11 protein-coding genes are annotated in these 18,349 nt (G+C 71.0%); 7 read left to right on the top strand and 4 right to left on the bottom strand.

The features are described from left to right. The first annotated feature begins 44 nt into the window (after window positions 1–44). The 3 genes from ABZ855_RS23835 to ABZ855_RS23845 are packed head-to-tail and all read left to right on the top strand — an operon-like array spanning window position 45 to window position 8,736. Window positions 45–5,663 carry a type I polyketide synthase gene (locus ABZ855_RS23835; RefSeq protein WP_360809890.1) on the top strand — a complete coding sequence of 1,873 codons (5,619 nt, stop codon included), beginning with the start codon at window positions 45–47 and terminating at the stop codon, window positions 5,661–5,663. Next, window positions 5,660–7,192, top strand: a complete 1,533-nt coding sequence (locus tag ABZ855_RS23840; protein WP_360809892.1) for an FAD-dependent monooxygenase — start codon at window positions 5,660–5,662, stop codon at window positions 7,190–7,192. The genes ABZ855_RS23835 and ABZ855_RS23840 overlap by 4 nt, the downstream gene beginning before the upstream one ends. Beyond that, entirely contained in the window at window positions 7,186–8,736 is a 1,551-nt protein-coding gene (locus ABZ855_RS23845; RefSeq protein ID WP_360809894.1) for an acyl-CoA carboxylase subunit beta, read from the top strand. Before ABZ855_RS23840 ends, ABZ855_RS23845 begins: the two co-directional genes overlap by 7 nt. Before the next feature lie 37 nt (window positions 8,737–8,773). Here ABZ855_RS23845 and ABZ855_RS23850 read toward each other — a convergent pair whose 3' ends face one another. After that, entirely contained in the window at window positions 8,774–9,175 is a 402-nt protein-coding gene (locus ABZ855_RS23850; protein WP_360809896.1) for a DUF427 domain-containing protein, read from the bottom strand. Window positions 9,176–9,191: 16 nt separating this feature from the next. Continuing rightward, window positions 9,192–10,064, bottom strand: a complete 873-nt coding sequence (locus tag ABZ855_RS23855; protein WP_360809898.1) for an aldo/keto reductase — start codon at window positions 10,062–10,064, stop codon at window positions 9,192–9,194. A gap of 155 nt (window positions 10,065–10,219) precedes the next feature. On the opposite strand from ABZ855_RS23855, the gene ABZ855_RS23860 reads away from it, so the two are divergent. Next, window positions 10,220–10,957: a TetR/AcrR family transcriptional regulator gene (locus ABZ855_RS23860; protein ID WP_360809900.1), complete on the top strand. Its 738-nt coding sequence runs from the start codon at window positions 10,220–10,222 to the stop codon at window positions 10,955–10,957. A 61-nt stretch (window positions 10,958–11,018) separates the two neighbouring features. Here the strand turns inward: ABZ855_RS23860 and ABZ855_RS23865 are convergent, their stop codons facing one another. Together ABZ855_RS23865 and ABZ855_RS23870 are read right to left on the bottom strand one after the other, a co-directional pair. Beyond that, window positions 11,019–12,722, bottom strand: a complete 1,704-nt coding sequence (locus tag ABZ855_RS23865; RefSeq protein WP_360809902.1) for an acyl-CoA dehydrogenase family protein — start codon at window positions 12,720–12,722, stop codon at window positions 11,019–11,021. Further along, a complete protein-coding gene (locus ABZ855_RS23870; protein ID WP_360809904.1) occupies window positions 12,719–14,005 on the bottom strand; it encodes a cytochrome P450 in 1,287 nt (428 codons plus the stop codon). The genes ABZ855_RS23865 and ABZ855_RS23870 overlap by 4 nt, the downstream gene beginning before the upstream one ends. Before the next feature lie 242 nt (window positions 14,006–14,247). Here ABZ855_RS23870 and ABZ855_RS23875 point away from each other — a divergent pair, with 242 nt between their 5' ends. The 3 genes from ABZ855_RS23875 to ABZ855_RS23885 all read left to right on the top strand — a co-directional run bounded on the left by ABZ855_RS23875 (window position 14,248) and on the right by ABZ855_RS23885 (window position 18,283). Next, window positions 14,248–15,522 (top strand): cytochrome P450, encoded by a 1,275-nt coding sequence (locus ABZ855_RS23875; protein WP_360809906.1) that lies wholly within the window; start codon window positions 14,248–14,250, stop codon window positions 15,520–15,522. Window positions 15,523–15,795: 273 nt separating this feature from the next. Beyond that, window positions 15,796–17,223: an MFS transporter gene (locus ABZ855_RS23880; RefSeq protein ID WP_360809908.1), complete on the top strand. Its 1,428-nt coding sequence runs from the start codon at window positions 15,796–15,798 to the stop codon at window positions 17,221–17,223. Between the two features lie 283 nt (window positions 17,224–17,506). Beyond that, complete coding sequence (locus tag ABZ855_RS23885; protein ID WP_360810122.1) at window positions 17,507–18,283, top strand: alpha/beta fold hydrolase; 777 nt, start codon at window positions 17,507–17,509, stop codon at window positions 18,281–18,283. The last annotated feature ends 66 nt before the right edge of the window (window positions 18,284–18,349 follow it).

Below are 18,349 nucleotides of genomic sequence, written 5' to 3' on the forward strand. Positions count from 1 at the left end.
CCGGCGGCCAGGCAGGACACCTGCCAGACATCAGCGAGGAATCAATGAACGCCACACCTGACGAGAAAAAGCTCCGGGAGTACCTCAAGCGGGTGACCGTCGAGCTGACGGAGTCGCGCCGCCGCTTGAAGGAGTCCGAGGACAAGCGCCGCGAACCCCTCGCGATCGTGGGGATGAGCTGCCGCTATCCGGGCGGTGTGCGCTCCCCCGAGGACCTGTGGAACGTGGTCGCGTCCGGGGCGGACGTGATCGCGGGCTTCCCCACCGACCGTGGATGGGGCGAGAACCTCTACGACCCCGATCCGGACCGGACCGGCCGGACCGTCACCCGGCAGGGCGGATTCCTGTACGACGCCGCGGAGTTCGACGCCGAGTTCTTCGGTGTCTCGCCGCGTGAGGCGCTGGCGATGGACCCGCAGCAGCGGTTCTTCCTGGAAGTCGCATGGGAGGCGCTGGAACGGGCGGGTGTCGACCCCCTCACCCTGCGCGGCAGCCGCACCGGCGTCTACGCGGGCTGCGTCACCGACGACTACCAACTCCTGCTCCAGCAGGCGCCCGGCGAGATCGAGGGCTACAAGATGACGGGTGCCGCACGCAGCGTGCTGTCGGGCCGGGTCTCCTACACCCTGGGCCTGGAGGGCCCGGCCGTGACGGTGGACACGGCCTGCTCCTCCTCGCTGGTGGCGCTCGACCTGGCGGCGCAGGCGTTGCGGCGGGACGACTGCTCGATGGCGCTGGTGGGCGGTGTGACGATCCTTGCCACACCGACCGAGTTCGTGAACTTCAGCCGGCAGCGGGGCTTCTCCCCGGACGGTCGGTGCAGGGCGTTCGCGGCGTCGGCGGATGGTACGGGGTGGGCCGAGGGTGTGGGTGTGCTGGTGGTGGAGCGGTTGTCCGACGCGCGGCGGCTGGGGCATCGGGTGCTGGCGGTGGTGCGGGGCAGCGCGGTCAATCAGGACGGTGCGTCCAATGGTCTGACGGCGCCGAACGGTCCGTCGCAGCAGCGGGTGATCCAGCGGGCTTTGGTGGGTGCGGGTTTGGCGGCGCGGGAGGTTGACGCGGTCGAGGCGCATGGGACGGGGACGCGGCTGGGTGATCCGATCGAGGCGCAGGCGCTGCTGGCCGTCTATGGGCAGGGGCGTGAGGGTGAGCCGCTGTATCTGGGGTCGGTCAAGTCGAACATCGGCCACGCCCTGGGCGCCGCCGGCATGGCCGGTGTGATCAAGATGGTGATGGCGATGCGGCACGGTGTGCTGCCGCGCACCTTGCATGTGGACGAGCCGTCCCCGTTGGTGGACTGGGAGTCGGGTGCGGTGGAACTGCTCACCGAGCAGCGGGGGTGGCCCGACACCGGCCGGCCCCGTCGCTGCGCGGTGTCCGCGTTCGGCATGAGCGGGACCAACGCGCATGTCGTCCTCGAACAGGCCCCCGCCGAAGACCCCGCCGCGGCACCGGAGCAGCGGACCGGGGGAAGCACACCGGCAGGCGGAAGCACACCGGCGGGGGAAAGCACACCGGCCGGGTTGCCGATACCGGTCTCGGCGCGCAGCCGGGACGCCCTGCGGGCCCAGGCCGCCCGGCTCGCCGGCCACCTGTCCGCGCGCCCCGCGGACGACCTCGCCGACATCGGCCATTCCCTTCTCACGACCCGCGCGATGCTCGACCACCGGGCCGTCGTCCTCGGCGGCGACCGCGAGTCCGTGACGGCCGGTCTGACGGCCCTCGCGACCGGCGAGAACCACGCCCGGGTGGTCAGCGGGACCGCGCGGGACCACGGCCGGACGGTCTTCGTCTTCCCGGGCCAGGGCTCCCAGTGGGAAGGCATGGCCGCCGGACTCCTCGACAGCGCACCCGTCTTCGCCGACCGTCTGCGCGAGTGCGCGAGGGCCGTCGGCGCCCACGTCGACTGGGACGTGGAGGACGTCCTGCGCGAGCGGGACGGCGCCCCCTCACTGGACCGCATCGAGGTGGTCCAGCCGGTGCTGTTCTCGGTGATGGTGTCCCTGGCCGAACTGTGGCGCTCCCACGGTGTGGAGCCGGACGCGGTCGTCGGCCACTCCCAGGGCGAGATCGCGGCGGCCGTCGTTTCCGGGGCCCTGACCCTCGAGGACGCGGCCCGGCTCATCGTCGTGCGCTCGCAGCTCTTCGCCGACGAACTCGTGGGCCGGGGCGCGGTCGCCTCGGTCGCGGCCTCGCGGGCCGAAGTGGAGCCGCGGCTCCGGCCGTACGGCGACGCACTGTCGATCGCCGGCATCAACAGTCCGAGCCTGGTCACGGTGGCGGGCGAACCCGAGGCGCTGGCGGACCTGGTCGCCACTCTCGTCGCGGAGGGCGTACGGGCCCGGGTCATCCCCGCCACGGTCGCCTCGCACTGCTCCCAGGTCGACCGCCTCCGGGGCCGCATCGCCGGACTGCTGGAGTTCGTACGCCCCCGGGCCGGGCGTGTCCCGCTGTACTCCACGGTCACCGGGGAAGTGCTCGACGGCACCGAACTGACCGCCGACTACTGGTTCGAGAACTGCCGGCGCCCCGTCAGCTTCGAACCGGTGGTGCGCAAGCTCCTCTCCGACGGATTCGATGTCTTCGTCGAGTCGAGCGCCCACCCGGTGCTCGCACTCGGTGTGGAGGAGACCGCCGAGGACGCCGACGCCGACATCACCTTCACCGGGACACTGCGCCGGGACCACGGCGGTCTGGAGCGCTTCTACGCCTCGCTCGCCGAACTGCACGTACGAGGTGTCCCCGTCGACTGGACCGGCGCCTTCACCGGCAGCACGGCCCGCCGGGTGGAGTTGCCGACGTACGCGTTCCAGCGCCGCAGGTACTGGGTGGAGCCCGCCGCGGAACAGCACCCCACCTCCACCGACGCCATCGAGGCCGCGTTCTGGGAGACCGTGCGCCGCGAGGACCTGGAGTCCCTCGCCGTCACGCTCGGCGTGGACAGGGGGCCGCTCGGCGCGGTGCTGCCCGCCCTCGCGTCCTGGTGGCGGGACAACCGCCAGGACCCGGAGTTGGACTCCCTGCGCTACAAAGCCGTCTGGCAGCCCGTCGGCGACCCCCTGCCGACGGCACTGGCCGGCACCTGGCTGGTCGCGGTACCCGCCACCACCGCGGACACGCCGCTCGCCCGGGACGTCGTACGGTCGCTGGAAGACGGCGGAGCCCGCCCCCGCACGGTCGTCGTCGCACCCGGCACCGACCGCGCGGACCTCGCCGCCCGGCTGCGCGAGGCGGCCGGCGACGAGCCGCCCGCCGGCGTGCTGTCCCTGCTGCCGCTGGACGGCGCGGCCGACGAGTCGCACCCCGCGCTGCCGCATGGCCTGGCCGGCACCCTGCTGCTCCTGCAGGCCGTGTCCGACGCGGGCTTCGACCGCCGCGTGTGGTCGCTGACCCGCGGTGCCGTCGCCACCGGCACCGCCGACCGCGTCGAGGACCCTGTGCAGGCCCAGGTCTGGGGACTGGGCGAGGTCGCGCTGCTGGAGGTGCCCCACCTGTGGGCCGGTGTCGTCGATCTGCCGGAGGCACCCTCGGAGCGGGACCTGCGCCGGCTGACCGGGGTTCTCGCCGGAGCGGGGGAGGAGAGCCGGCTGGCGCTGCGGCCTCACGGGCTCTTCGCCCGCAGGCTGGTACGTGCCCCGCGCAGCGGTGACGGCGCCATCTCCGCCGGTCTGCCGACACGGGGCACCGTCCTGATCACGGCGGGCACCCACGGACCCGGCGCGCACCTGGCCCGCCTACTCGCCGAGGCCGGCGCCGAGCACCTGCTGCTGACCGTGGCGCCGGAGGCATCCGCCGTCGCCACCGAGCAACTCGTCGCCGGGCTCCATGCCTCGGGCGCCCGAGTGACCGTGTCGACCGCCGACCCGGCCGACCGCGACGCCCTGGCCGGCCTGCTGGCGGACCTGCCGGACGAGGCCCCGCTCACCGCCGTCTTCCACACCGCCGGCCTGCTGGAGGAAGAGGCGCTCGGCACGCTCACCTCCGCCCGGCTGGAGGCCGTACTGCGCACCAAGGCGCTCGGCGCGCGTCATCTCCACGAGGTGACGCGCACTCTGGACCTGTCGGCGTTCGTCCTGTTCTCCTCGGTCACCACAGCCCTCGGCGGCGGTCTCGGACTCGCCGCGTACGCGGCGGCCAACGCCTACCTGGATGCGCTGGCCGAGCACCGCAGGGCACACGGCCTGACCGCGACCTCGCTGGCCTGGGGGGTGTGGGACGAGGAACCCGCCGAGGCCGAGGCGGCAGCCGCCGCGCGGACCCGGCGCGAACGGCTGACCCGGCGGGGACTGCCGCCGATCGACCCGCAGCGGGCGCTGGCCGCGCTGCGCCAGGCACTCGACGAGGACGCCTCGGCCCTGGTCCTCGCCGAGGTCGACTGGAACACCTATCTGCGGGTGCTGTCCGCGGGCGGCCCCGGGCCCCTGCTCGGCTCCATCCCCGAGGTCGGGCGGGCCGTGCGGGGCGCGGGTTCCGCGGACGCGGACCGGGCCAGGGCGACAGTCCTGGCGAAGCTGCGGGAGGCGGACCCGGCCGAGCGTCTCACCCTGCTGCTCGACACGGTGCGGGCCGAGATCGCCGAGCTCCTCGGGCACGACGACCCGCAGGCCGTCGACGCCCATCGTGACTTCCTCGAACTCGGTATGGACTCCGTGGGTGCCGTCGCCCTGCGCAACCGCCTGGACGCCGTACTGCGGCGCAAGCTGCCCGCCCGGGTCGTCCTGGACCGGCGCACCCCGGACGCCCTGGCCCGTTTCCTGCGGGACGAACTCGTCCGCGAAGACGACCCGAGGGATACGGCGGACGATCTGGCGGAGCAGTACGTGCGCGCCGCCGCCGAAGGCCACGCCGACACGCTGCACGACCGGATCGCCGGGGCGGCGAGCGGCCGTCCGTCCTTCGAGGTCCCCGGGCCCGCCGATGTCCCCGACTCGGTGGTTGTCGCCACCGGCAGCCGCCGGCCCTCGCTGATCTGCTTCCCCACCGTCCTCGCCACCTCCGGTCCGCACCAGTTCGCGCGGTTCGGCGCCCCCTTCAGTGGTGACCGGGACGTCTCGGCGCTCTCGCTGCCCGGCTTCGCCGAAGGCGCCCGCCTGCCGGCGACCCTCGACGCGATCACCGGCGCGGCGGCCGAAGCGGTGATTCGCCGCGCGGACGGCGCCCCGTTCGCCCTCGTCGGCTACTCGTCCGGCGGTCTCCTCGCCCACGCCGTCACGGCACGACTGGAGGCCGAGGGCGTCTTCCCCAAGGCGCTGGTCCTCCTCGACACCTTCCTGCCCGACAGCGAAGCGCTCGCGGAGATCGGACCGGCACTGATGGCGCGCATGGCGGAGCGACTCGGGGAGTTCGCGCCCCTGAGCAGCGACCGCATCACCGCCATGGGCCGCTACCTGGAGCTCCTCTCCGGACGGCAGCCGGCCGACGTCAAGGCGCCCGTCCTGCTCGTGCGGCCCGCCGAGCCCGTGCCCGGTGCCCCCCGACCGCCTGACGGCGGCGGACAGTCCACCTGGCAATGGCGCCACGACGCGATCGAGGTGCCGGGCGACCACTTCTCGATGATCGAGGAGAACGCCGCGACCACCGCGCGGACCGTCCGCACCTGGCTCGACAGCACGTTCCCCGCGGTGTCCGCGAACACCGACCAGGCAAAGGAGAAGTCGGCATGAGGCGGAGCCCCGTCCTGATCGTGGGCGCCGGACCGGTCGGGCTGGCCCTCGCGTGCGCGCTGTGGCAGCGCGGCATCGAGGCGCGCGTCGTGGAGGCCCAGACCGAGCCGCACACCGGATCCCGGGCCGTCCAGCTCCACCCGCCCACCCTGGGTGTCCTCCGGGAGATCGGCATCCTCGACGAGGCCGAGCGGGAGGGGCTGCGCATCCGCTCGACGAGCTACCACCTGGCCGGCGGCCGCACCCTGCGCGTGGCGCTCGGCACGGAGAACGAGCCCCTGATGCTGCCCCAGGAGAACACCAGCCGCTTGCTGGAGGGCGCTCTGGAGCGGGCGGGTGGCCGGGTGGAGCGATCCTTCCGCGTGACCGACGTGGCCACCACCGGGGGCGTCGTCACCGTGAAGGCCGAGACACCGCACGGCCCGGAGGTGATCGAGGCGGACTGGCTCGTCGCTGCCGACGGAGTGCGGAGCACTGTCCGGGAGCAGCTGGGCATCGACTTCGCCGGCTCCCCCGTGGCCACGGGTTTCCTGCTCGCGGAGGGCAGGATCGACGGCGCGTTCGAACGGGACGCCGTCCACTACTTCCTGGGCCGTAACGGCTCGGTCGTCTTCGCCGCCATGCCCGGTGACCGCATCCGGGTCTCCGGCGCGGTCCCGGACAGCCATCCGGTCACACCCGAGGGCGTGCAGCGGCTCCTGGACGAACGCGGCCCGGGCGACATCACGATCGACGACCTCGACATGGTGAACCGGTTCACCAGCCAGGAGCGGATCGCATCGGTCCTGCACACCGGGCGGTGCTTCCTGGTGGGAGACGCGGCCCACACGCACTCACCCCTCGGCGGCCAGGGGCTCAACCTCGGGCTCCAGGACGCCCACAACCTGGCGTGGAAGCTGGCAGGTGTCATCAACAGGGAGCTGGATCCGCGGATTCTCGACACCTATGAACCCGAGCGGCGCCGAGCCGCCGAGCAGATCGTCCGTGCCACCCACCAGTTCCTGAAGGTCTTCACCCTCGGCCCCGCCGCGGCCCGGGTACGCAACACGGTGTGGAGCGCCCTCGAGGCGACGGGCCTGCTCCGCCGCTGGTTCGTGCCACTGCTGGCCGGGTGGCGCGTCCACTACCCGGACACGCTGTCCGAGCGGCCGCCGCACGCGGAACGGAAGGCGAACCGGCTCGTGGCCGCCCGGCCGGGCCGACTGCCCGAGGCCGGTCGGCGGGCTCCGCACTGGGTGCCGCCCGCCGCGGTGGACGGTCCCCCCGGATTCCGGCTGCTGACGTTCGGTCCGGCCGACGACGGGGCGGACCGGCGCGGCCGGGCGTTCGCGGGAGCGTCGGCCGTGCCGCTCCGCCACGACCACATGCTTCGGCGATCCCCGGGCTTCCTGCTCCTACGGCCCGACGGCTACGTGGCCGCCTCGGGCACCAGCCCCGCCGAAATCGCCGATGCCGGGCGCCTGTTGGCCCGCATCGCGCTGTCGGACCCGTCCACGGCCGCAGGCCGCGAAGGAGATTGGCCATGCTGACCCATGAGCGCCTGGCAGAACTGATCGAACTGAAGTCGCTGACCCGCCGGGGTCCCGACCCGCAAGCGACCGAGCGTCAGCATGCCAAGGGCAAGCTGACCGCCCACGAACGTATCGAACTGCTTCTGGACGACGGCACGTTCCAGGAGATCGAGACCCTGCGGCGGCACCGGTCGACCGCGTTCGGTATGGAGCGGCGCCGACCGCACTCGGACGGAGTGGTCACCGGATGGGGGGAGGTGCACGGACGCACGGTGTTCGTGTACGCGCACGACTTCCGCGTCTTCGGCGGCGCGCTGGGCGAGGCCCACGCCGCCAAGATCCACAAGCTCATGGATCTCGCCGAGGCCGCGGGGGCACCACTGGTGTCCCTCAACGACGGTGCCGGCGCGCGCATCCAGGAAGGCGTCACCGCACTGGCCGGGTACGGCGGTATCTTCCGGCGCAACACCCGCAACTCGGGAGTGATCCCGCAGATCAGCGTGATGCTCGGACCCTGCGCGGGCGGTGCGGCTTATTCGCCCGCACTCACCGACTTCGTCTTCATGGTCCGCGAGACCTCGCAGATGTTCATCACCGGACCCGATGTCGTGCAGGCGGTGACCGGTGAACAGGTTTCCATGAACGGTCTGGGTGGCGCCGACGTCCACGGCGGTACCTCCGGCGTCGCCGGTTTCGTCCACGACGACGAGGAGAGCTGCCTGGAGGAGGTCCGGTACCTGCTCTCGCTGCTGCCGCAGAACAACCGGGAGCTGCCGCCGGTCGAGTCCAGCGCCGACCCGGCCGACCGCTCCAACGACTCCTTGCTGCACATGGTCCCCAGCGACCCGAACCAGGCGTACGACATGCGCGAGGTGATCCAGGAGGTCGTCGACAACGGCGAGTTCTTCGAGGTTCACGAGCTGTGGGCGACGAACATCGTCTGCGCGCTGGCACGGCTGGACGGACATGTGGTCGGTATCGTCGCCAACCAGCCGGCTTCCGTGGCCGGGGTCCTGGACATTTACGCGTCGGAGAAGGCGGCACGCTTCGTCTCCATGTGCGACGCCTTCAACATCCCGCTGGTCACTCTGGTCGACGTGCCCGGGTTCCTGCCCGGCGTCGACCAGGAGCACAAGGGCATCATCCGGCACGGAGCGAAACTGCTGTACGCGTACTGCAACGCCACCGTGCCCCGGGTGCAGCTGATCGTGCGCAAGGCCTACGGCGGCGCCTACATCGTCATGGACTCCCGTTCGATCGGTGCGGACATCTCTCTCGCGTGGCCCGGCAACGAGATCGCGGTGATGGGCGCCGAGGGTGCCGCCAACGTGATCTACCGGCGGGAGATCGCGTCCGCGGACGACCCCGAGAGCCTGCGCAGGCAGAAGATCAAGGAGTACCGGACGGAGCTGATGCATCCGTACTACGCGGCCGAGCGTGGCCTGGTCGACGACGTGATCGACCCGCGCGACACCCGGCACGTACTGATCCGCTCGCTGGACATGCTCCGCTCCAAGCATGCCGACCTCCCGTCCCGCAAGCACGGCAACCCCCCGACGTAAGGGCGAGGGGGGACGAGAAGTCCCCCCCTCGCCCCGTTCACACGGCGGGGGCCTGCGGAGGGGCGCCGGTCACCTCGATCTCGGCGACATCGTCGTAGAACGATATGTACCCCTTGATCTCGGGGGCCGCGTCGATCGGATCGAGGTAGGACCACGCCACGTCCGGGTGGCCCTGCGCCGTTTCGCCGTTCCCCTCGTCCCCGCGGAACGACCAGTACGAGGCCTCGCCCTTGTAGGGGCAGGTGGTGCGGGTGGCCGAGGGCTCGAAGAGCTTCAGGTCCACGTCCTCCGGCGGAAGGTAGTAGCGCACCGGTAATCCGGTCTCGTAGACCAGTACGGGCCGGTTCGACGAGGAGACCTGGCGGCCGTCGATGCGCACTTTCACCGCCTGCGTACCGCGGGCGACCACCACGCGGTGGTCGGGCTGTGCTGTGGGCATGGGATTCTCCCGGGTCTCAGCAGGCGTCGGTGATGGCCTTGTAGTCGGCGTCGGACAGCTGGATGAAGGTGCTCCGGATGTTCTCCTCCAGGTGCCCGACCGACGAGGTGCCGGGGATCGGGAGAAGGGCCGGCGAGTGGCGCAGCAGCCAGGCGAGGGCGAGCTGTCCCGGGGTGGCGTCGTGGTCCTTGAGCACCGCCTCCAGTGGGCTGCCGGGCCCCGCCAGCTGCCCCATGGCGAGGGGGAACCAGGGGATGAAGGCGAGGCCGTGCTGCTCGGCGTAGCGCAGCACGTCCTCCGACTTGCGCTCGGCGACGTTGTAGAGGTTCTGCACCGAGACGATCGGGGCGATCGTCCTGGCCTTCTCCACCTCCTCCACCGTCACCTCGGACAGCCCGATGTGCCGGACCTTGCCCTCGGTGCGCAGTTCGGCCAGCTCGCCGACCTGGTCCTCGAGCGGCACCGCGGGGTCGATGCGGTGCAACTGGAGCAGGTCGATGGTTTCCAGGCCGAGGTGACGCAGGTTCAGCTCGGTCTGCTGACGCAGGTACTCGGGGCGTCCCACCGGGCGCCAGTCGTCGGGGCCGGGGCGGGTGAGACCGACCTTGGTGGCGATGACCAGGCCGTCGGCATAGGGGTGCAGCGCATCCCTGATGATCCGGTCGCTGGTGAACGGGCCGTACGCGTCGGCCGTGTCGATGAAGTTCACGCCCAGCTCCACGGCGCGGCGGACCACGCGGACCGCCTCGGCGGGGTCGGCCGGCTCGCCCCAGAAGCCGGGACCGGTGAGTCGCATGGCCCCGTATCCCAGCCGGTTGACGGTCAGATCATCCCCGAGCTGGAGGGTGCCGCCCGCGGCGGCGGGGGTGGCGGTGGGATCTGTGCTCATCGGCGTAAGCCTTTCGGCAGGACTGTCGCGGACAGTCATGGGTGCGAGCGATCGCTCTCTGAGCAGCGTTCACTAAGTACACCCAGTGTGTCAATTGACTGCCGTGGAAACCCAGAGAGGCGTCATTTTGTTTCAACACTGCTAAGATGCAGAGCATGGGACAGGTGACTCAGAGCCGGAGGACGCGTCTTCGCGAGGCCACGACGGCGGAAATCAAAGCCACAGCTCTCAAGCACATGGCCACCAGTGGGACAGCCGCGATCTCACTGCGTGCCATCGCCCGTGAGATGGGGATGACCGCCGGTGCGATCTACAGCTACTTCGACACTCGGGACAACCTCGTCAGCGTGCTGATCGCGGACGTCTACAGCGGCCTCGCCTCCCTCCTGGAGGAGGCCATCGAGGAGTGCCCCAAGGACGACGCGACCGCGCAGGTGATGGCGTTCGGCCGGGTCTACCGCAACTGGGCCGTCACCAACCCGGAGGAGTTCCGGCTGGTGTACGGCGACGCGGTGCCCGACTACCAGCCGCCGGAGGGCGGTGCGGCGGCGGAGGCGGAGCACCGCTCCTGCGCGGTGCTCACCGGGATCGTCGCAGCCGCCTGGCCCACGGCCCAGCACCTGTACATCGGCAGTGACCACAGCTGGTCGGACTTCGCCCCCGAGTTCGCCGAGCTGATCCGCGAGTCGTTCCCCGAACTCCCACCGACGGCGGTGGCCCTCTCCCTGCGGGTCTGGGGCCGCATGCACGGCCTTGTCTCCCTCGAGGTCTACGGCCACCTGAACCCTCAGGTGCGCGACCCGGAGAAGCTGTACCGTGCCGAACTGGTCGACCTGTCCAGGTCGTTGGGACACGTCGCGGTCGGCGACCCGCAGAGCGTCGGCGCGAGCTGACCCGGCGGGCGGCCCGGGCCGCGCCGCCCGCGCGACGCGACGTGGGCCGTCTCGCGCCGGGTCAGGCCTCGCTGTGGAGCCGGGGCAACCCTTCGGCCAGCCAGCGGGTGCTGATCCCGGCGTAATCGGGTTCGGTGACCATGCCGAGCCGTCGCCAGTGGTCGGCGAGACGATGCCGGGCCGAGGCGCAGTACACGTCCGCCAGCCGCTGACCGTCCTGCTCGCCACTGTCGCCGGACTGCTCGGTGCCGGCCCTGGCGAGGACCGCGTACATCGCGAACAGTTCCGCCGCGACACGGCCGAGCATGATCACTGTGTGCTCCTGGTCGAAGAGATCCTCCAGCCGGGGATGACTCCGGGTCAGTTCACGGCAGACCGTGTGGAACCGCAGCACCTGCTCCCGTACCGCCGCCAGATGAGTCCCGTTCGGCCCGGACAGGCGCTCCCCGTCCGGGTGTTCCGCGCCGAGGCCGTGGGTGCGGGCCCCGAACTCGTCCCCGGCCCTCGTGGCGAACCAGGTCAGCAGGCGCCGAGCGGCCTGGCTGTCCAACTGGAAGTCCACGTTGCCGGCGATGCGCAGTCCGCGGGCGTCCCTGAGCCCGCGTTCCAGCGGCACCGGGACCGCGCCGCGCCGCAGCTTGCTCGGCAGCGTCTCGATGCCCTCCGCGCCGTAGAGGGAGACCGTCCGGTCCACGATCCGCCAGCAGGTCCGCACCGCCAGGTTCTTGGCCGTCAGCCTCTCGAACCAGCGGTCCTGCGGCCCCGAGCCGAGCAGACTCCACTGGACGACGCTCTCCATGGCGTACACCTCGGCCAGGGTCTCGCCGAGCATCCGCTGGATCTCGTCGTACTCGCTCAGCGCCCGGCCGTTGATCCTGCGCCGGGTGACGAACTCGCCGGACCAGCGACGGCACAGCTTGGCGATGGCCACAGCCGGAGCCGCCGTGAAGTACAGCTGGCCGATGAGGACGGCCGAGGCCATCCGGTCGGGGAAACGCGCGTCCTCCGGATCGCCGCGCACCACGTACTCGGCCGGCACCTCCACGCCGTCGAAGCGCAGTGCTCCGTTGGGCAGGCCCCGGCTGCCCGTGAACTCGATGTGCGAGGTCACCTCGAAGCCCGCGGCGGACGTGTCCACGAAGCAGACGCACAACCTCCGCCCGTCCTCGGTGTGTTCGGTCGCCGCGACCGGCAGCAGGTTCGCCACCGGACCATGGCCCGTGAACACCTTCTCGCCCCTGAGGACGTAGACCGAGCCGTCGGCGGAAAGGGCGGCGGTCGTGCCGGGCCAGGCGTTGTTCTGGCCGGCGGGCTCGGTCAGCGCGAAGCCCGAGACCGCTCCGTCGGAGAGCCGCTTGGCGACGAACTCCCGCAGCGGACCCGGCGGCAGCGCGGGAAACAGCGCGGGCGCGCCGACGCCCGACTGGATCGCGAGCATCTGGCCCGCGGGCACGCAGTATCCGGCGGCGTGCTCGATGGCACGGAAGGCGTCGTACGCCGACAGCTCCAGGCCGCCTGTCTCCACGCCCAGGCGCAGCTTCAGGTACCCGCTCGCGCGCAGGTCGTCGAGGAACCCCTCCGGCAGCGTGCCGGTGAGGTCCACCTGGTCGGGGTCGAGCCGGTCGCGCAGGAACGCCGTCAGCCCGGCCACGACGGCGTCGCTCTCCGCCCGTTCCGCGGCGCCGCGCACCGGGTACCGGAACAGGTCCGGGCCGAGCCGTCCCGAGTAGAGGGCGTCGACGAAGCTCGGGGCGGTGGTGATCACGCGTCCTCCGCGAGGACCAGCTCCACGGGTACGTCCAGCAGCACGGTGTGCTTGTTGTTGGGTGCCCACGTCTCCGGCGCCGTCAGCCTGATCTCCTCGACCCTGTCGAGCAGGGCCTCCAGTGCCAGCTGGATCTCGAGCCGGCCGAAGGCGTCGCCGAGACAGTAGTGCACGCCGTGACCGAAGGAGAGGTGCGGATTGGGATCGCGCCGGATGTCGAAACGGTCAGGGTCCGGGAACACCGTCTCGTCGCGATTGGCGGCCGGCCACCAGAGTGTCACCTTCTCGCCGGCCCGCATGCGCCGACCGTGCAGTTCCACATCCCGGGTGAGGGTGCGCCGGTTGTAGGGATTCGCCGGAAGCCAGCGCAGGACCTCCTCGACCGCGGTGGGCAGTAGTGACCGGTCCTTCCGCAGCTCCCGCCACTGGTCGGGATTCCGGGCGAAAGCCAGCAGGCCTCCCGCGATGGTGTTGCGGGGCTGCTCGAAACCGCTGACCAGCATCACGCTCGCATTGGCCTCCCGCTCGGTTTCGGTGAGGGGCGGCTGGCCGGAGTCCAGGGGAAGTTCTCCGCTCGCGAGCACCGTGCCCAGATCGTCGGCCGGGTGCGCGCGTTTCGTTTCGAGCAGTGCGGTGAAATAACCACGCAGGTTCGCGTAGACGGCCCGCGACTCGTCGTCCACCGTTCCGCTCCTGCGGTGGGTGAATCCGAGTACCGTGTGCACCCATTCCGTGAGCTTCTGCCAGTCCTCGCGCGGCACACCGAGCAGCAGTGCCACGGAGCGCAGCGAGAAGGGCTCCGAGAAGTCGTCGACGAGGTTGCCGGTACCGCGCCCGGCCAGGTCGTCGGCGAGGGCGGCGGCGACGGCCCGCAGTTCGGGCTCCAGCGCGGACACCGCCCGGCCGACGGCCGGGCCGAGCAGATGCTTGAAGACCTCGTGCCGGGGGTTGTCCATCATGGCGAGCACGGTGCCCGTGAGGCCGCCGCCGAGAGGCAGGTCCTCCAGGTGTGACCCGCCTCCGGCCCGGCCGCCCCCGCCCTGCGAGGAGTAGACCGGGTCCACCGACGCGGCCGCGATGTCGGCGTGCCGGGTCAGCACCCAGAAACCCTCGCCGTCCGGCAGTGTGCCGGCGGGGTGGAACAGCGCGGGTGCTTCACGCCGGAGCCTGGCGAACAGATCGTACGGAATTCCCTCGGCGAATCTCGATTGATCTGTCAGGTCGAATCCCCCCAGGACCTCCGGGTATTCCGTGGCCGCTCCCGTGCGGCTTCCCTTTTCCATTCGGAGCCTCCTGTCGGCGAGTGTCAAAATGCAGTATCAATAAAATATCGGTACGGAATTCTGTGCGGTATTCTGTGAATTTCTCGGCGAAGCTATCGAAAGCTCACCCCTATTGCCAACCCCAGATTTATCCTGGTCACCCCCTACCCTCCCGGCCTCGTGAGAGGGGTTGGCTGTAGGGGGTGACAGTCATTAATTTCCAGATCCCAGGAACACGACTCTCAGTGAAGTGGGATGTGGATATGAGCGAGGCGGCGACGGCCAAAATCCCCGACGTCATCACGTACGACCCGGAAGTCGCTCGGCAGACGCTTCCCTTCGATCCGTTCGACCCTGATTTCCATGCCGATCCGTTTCCGTACTACCAAAAGATCCGAGAGCGGTCCGGCGCGGCCTTTCGCACCGCGGGCGGGGTCGTGGCCGTGTTCGGCTACGAGGAGGCCGCGGCGGTCATGAAGGACCAGCGGTTCGGCTGGGGAGTCAACCCGATGGTGGCCGACCAGTTCGTGGAGAACCCCGCGAGCGGCGAGTCCGGTCGCATCCTCATGTTCATGGACCCGCCGGACCACACGCGAATCCGCGGCCTGGTGTCCAAGGCGTTCACGCCGAAGATGATGAACCTGCTGCGCCCGAAGGCCGCTCGGTACGCGCGGGAGCTGCTGGCCAAGGCGGTCGAGGAGAGCCCCGACGGGCGTGTGGATCTGCAGGAGGTGCTGTCCCGTCCGCTGCCGGCCAAGGTCCTCGGCGACATGATGGACATCCCTGAGCACTACCACCCACTCTTCTTCGCCAACACGATGGAGAGCGGCCGGGGCCTTGACCCGGGCTTCACGCTCACCGACGACCAGAAGGCGGGCCGCAACGCCGCGCGTGACGTCTTCATCAACGCGGGCATCGAGTTGGTCGCCGCCCGGCGCGCGGAGCCGGGCGACGACCTGATCAGCGAGCTGACCAGGGCCGAGCAGGAGGGCGACCGGCTGTCCGAGTGGGAGCTGGCCATGCTCCTGATGAACCTGCTGGCAGCGGGATTCGGCGCGACGGCCGCCATGATCGGCAACCAGGTGTACCACCTGCTCAGTCACCCGGAGCAGGTCGAGTGGCTGCGCTCGCATCCGGACCATGTGCCCTCGGCGGTCGAGGAACTGCTGCGCTACGACAGCACCCTGGCCATGGTGACGCGCACGGCTCTGGAGGACGCCGAGGTGGCAGGCATCCCGGTGCGGGCCGGCGAGTACGTCGTCGTGATGACGGCCGCCGCCAACCGTGACCCGGCCGCCTTCGACGACCCCGAGCGGCTGGACGTCAGCCGCACCCAGAGCCGCAACCTCGGGTTCGGGCACGGCATTCACTTCTGTGTCGCCGCTCCGGTCGCACGCATGATCGCGCAGGAGGCGCTGGCCGCCCTGCTCGAGTACGACGTGAGCCTCGGCGACGAGCCGGTCGAGCGGTGGCCCGGCGTCTCCCTCAGGGTGATCGGCAAGCTGCCGATCGTCATCGCCCCCTCCGTCTCCGCCTGAACCCTCGCAGGTCCTCGGCCCCGGCTCGCGCCTGCGACCGGGGCCGATCGCCGTTCCCTTGACAGTCAATGGCGTGTCAGTAATATCTAGAGTGCTAACTTTGAACACCGCTCAGCAATCGAACGACATGCAGAGATCGGTCTGCCGTTCTCGTTCTTGCATGCGCTCACTCACCCCTCACCCCCGTTTCGCCGGCCGACCCGCGGCCGGGGCGATCCTTAGAAGGGCTCACATCCAGTGGAACGTTCCGTAAGTTCGCATCAGCGGTCGGGCTTGAGGCTCGCGCTCCTGGCGTTAGCCCAGTTCATCATCGCCGTCGACTACAACATCGTCTTCGTGGCGCTGCCGGACATCGGGGAGGCCCTCGACTTCTCGCCGCAGACCCTGCAGTGGGTCGTCAGCTCCTACGCGGTCGCCTTCGGCGGGTTCCTGCTCTTCGGCGGTCGCGCCGCCGACCGTCTGGGCGCCCGGCGCGTCTTCGTCACCGCGCTCGTCCTCTTCGGCGTCTCCGCCCTGGTCGGCGGTCTCGCCAACTCGGCGGAGCTGCTGGTCGCGGCCCGCGCCGTGCAGGGTCTGGGCGGTGCGCTGCTCTTCCCGTCGACGCTCACCCTGATCGTCACCAGCTTCGACGAGGGACCGGCTCGTAACCGGGCCCTCGCGGTCTGGGGTGCCACCGGCAGCGGCGGTCTCGCCGCGGGCGCGCTGCTCGGCGGTGTGCTCACCCAGAGCCTCGGCTGGGAATGGGTCTTCTTCTTCATGGTGCCGCTGGCCGCCGTCGCGCTGCTCGGCGTGCCCAGCCTGCTCGCTCCCGACGCCCCGCGGACCGGACCTCGCCAGGGCTTCGACGTCCCGGGCGCCCTGGTGGTCACCGTCGGTGCCACGCTCGTGGTCTTCGGTCTGGTCAGCGGCCCCGAGTCCGGCTGGACCACCCCCCGCGTGCTCGGCTCGCTGATCGTGGGTCTGCTGCTGATCGCCTCCTTCTTCGCCATCGAGGCCAGGACCAGCGCCCCGCTGGCGCCACTGCGGATGTTCGGCAACCGCAGCCTCATCACCTCGATGATGGTGGCGTTCCTGCACATGAGCGCCCTGAGCGGCGGCTACTACCTGTTCACCACCTACATCCAGAACATCCTGGACTACAACGCGCTGCAGGCCGGCCTGGCCTTCCTGCCGCTGGGTGTGCTGGCGATGCTGGCCGGCGGCAAGATCGCCGCCTCCATGCTGAACAAGACGGGTCTGCGCGGGACGCTCTCGCTCGGCATGCTCATCTACGGCATCGGCATGGCCGCCATGGCGTTCGGCATGGTCACCGGCGGCAGCTACTGGGCGGTGCTCCCCGGAGTCGCCATCTACGGCTTCGGCGGCGGACTCGCCTTCACCTCGATCTTCGCCACCGCCGGTGCCGGGGTCGACGCGGCCGAGCAGGGCGTGGCCTCGGCGCTCGCCTCCACCGCCCAGCAGATCGGTGCCGCCGTCGGTCTGGCCGTCATCCTGGTGATCGCCAACTCCGGCCTCGACCTGTCCGCCGGTGCGCCGGCCCCGAGTGACGCCGACGTCGTCGACGGTCTCCGCATGGCGGGCTGGGTCACCGCGGCGGCCGCGCTGCTCGGTGCCCTGGCCGCCCTGAACCTGAAGAAGCCTCCCGCCCAGCAGGCGGCCGTACCGGCCGTGCAGGAGTCCGACGCGCCCGTCGCCCGCTGACGCGGCGACGACACCACGAGGTGCCGCCCAGGACACCTCGTCACCGACCCGGGATCCGTGGCCGTGAATCCCCCACACCGGCCACGGGTCCCGGCGCCCTTGTGCTCACGTGCCGCTGAAAGGCCGTTCCCGCCTGCGCCGCAGACGGGAACGGCCCAGAGCCGTAACAGGGGTGGAACAGGGGTTGCGTCACAAGCCCGACGGGTCGGATCGACAGGGGGGACCCGCCCGCGGACAGGGGTTCCGGGCTGCTTCAGGAACGCCCTACGCTGCGGCCGTGAACATGACGACTGGGAACACGAGCGACTGGCTGCGCCGATTCACCCCACTTCCAGGCAGCTCGGCGACACTGGTCTGCTTTCCGCACGCAGGAGGTGCGGCGAGCTCTTTCGCCCCGCTTTCCCGGGGGCTCGCTCCCGAGGTGGAAGTGGTCGCGGTCCAGTACCCGGGCCGCCAGGACAGGCGTCAGGATCCCCCCGCCCGGAGCGTTGAGGAGCTGGCGGACGCGGTGTTCGAGGCACTCGGCCCCGAACTGCCGCCTGACTGCGCGTTCTTCGGCCACAGCATGGGCGCGGTCGTCGCCTTCGAGGTGGCCCGCCGCTACGAGCGGCAGCCGGACACGGCCGGCCCGGTACGGCTCTTCGCGTCGGCCCGCCGGGCACCCTCCCGGCGCCGGGACGACCAGGTCCATCTGCGCGGTGACGCCGGGATCATCGCGGAGCTGCGGCGCCTGAGCGGCACCGACCAGGAAATCCTCGCGGACGAGGAGCTGATGGCCATGCTCCTCCCCGCGCTGCGGGCCGACTACAGGGCGATCGAGACGTACCGCCTCGCACCGCGGGACGCCCGGATCGGCTGCCCGATCACCGTGCTGGTCGGCGACGTGGATCCGGTGACCACGATCGAGGACGCGACGGCGTGGCGGGCCCATTCCACGAGCGACGTCGACGTTCGCGTCCTTCCGGGCGGCCACTTCTACCTCGACGGACAGTCCGACGCGGTGACCCGCGTGATCCGCGGGGCTCTCACGCCCTTCCGCGCCGGCCCCGGCCGAGCCTGAACGCCGCTTCGGTGCGGGCCTGGAGCGGCAGTCTCCAGGCCGGCACCGCCACCGCCGTACGGGAAC

The organism is Streptomyces sp. NPDC047042 (assembly GCF_040644035.1).
Classification (GTDB): Bacteria; Actinomycetota; Actinomycetes; order Streptomycetales; family Streptomycetaceae; genus Streptomyces.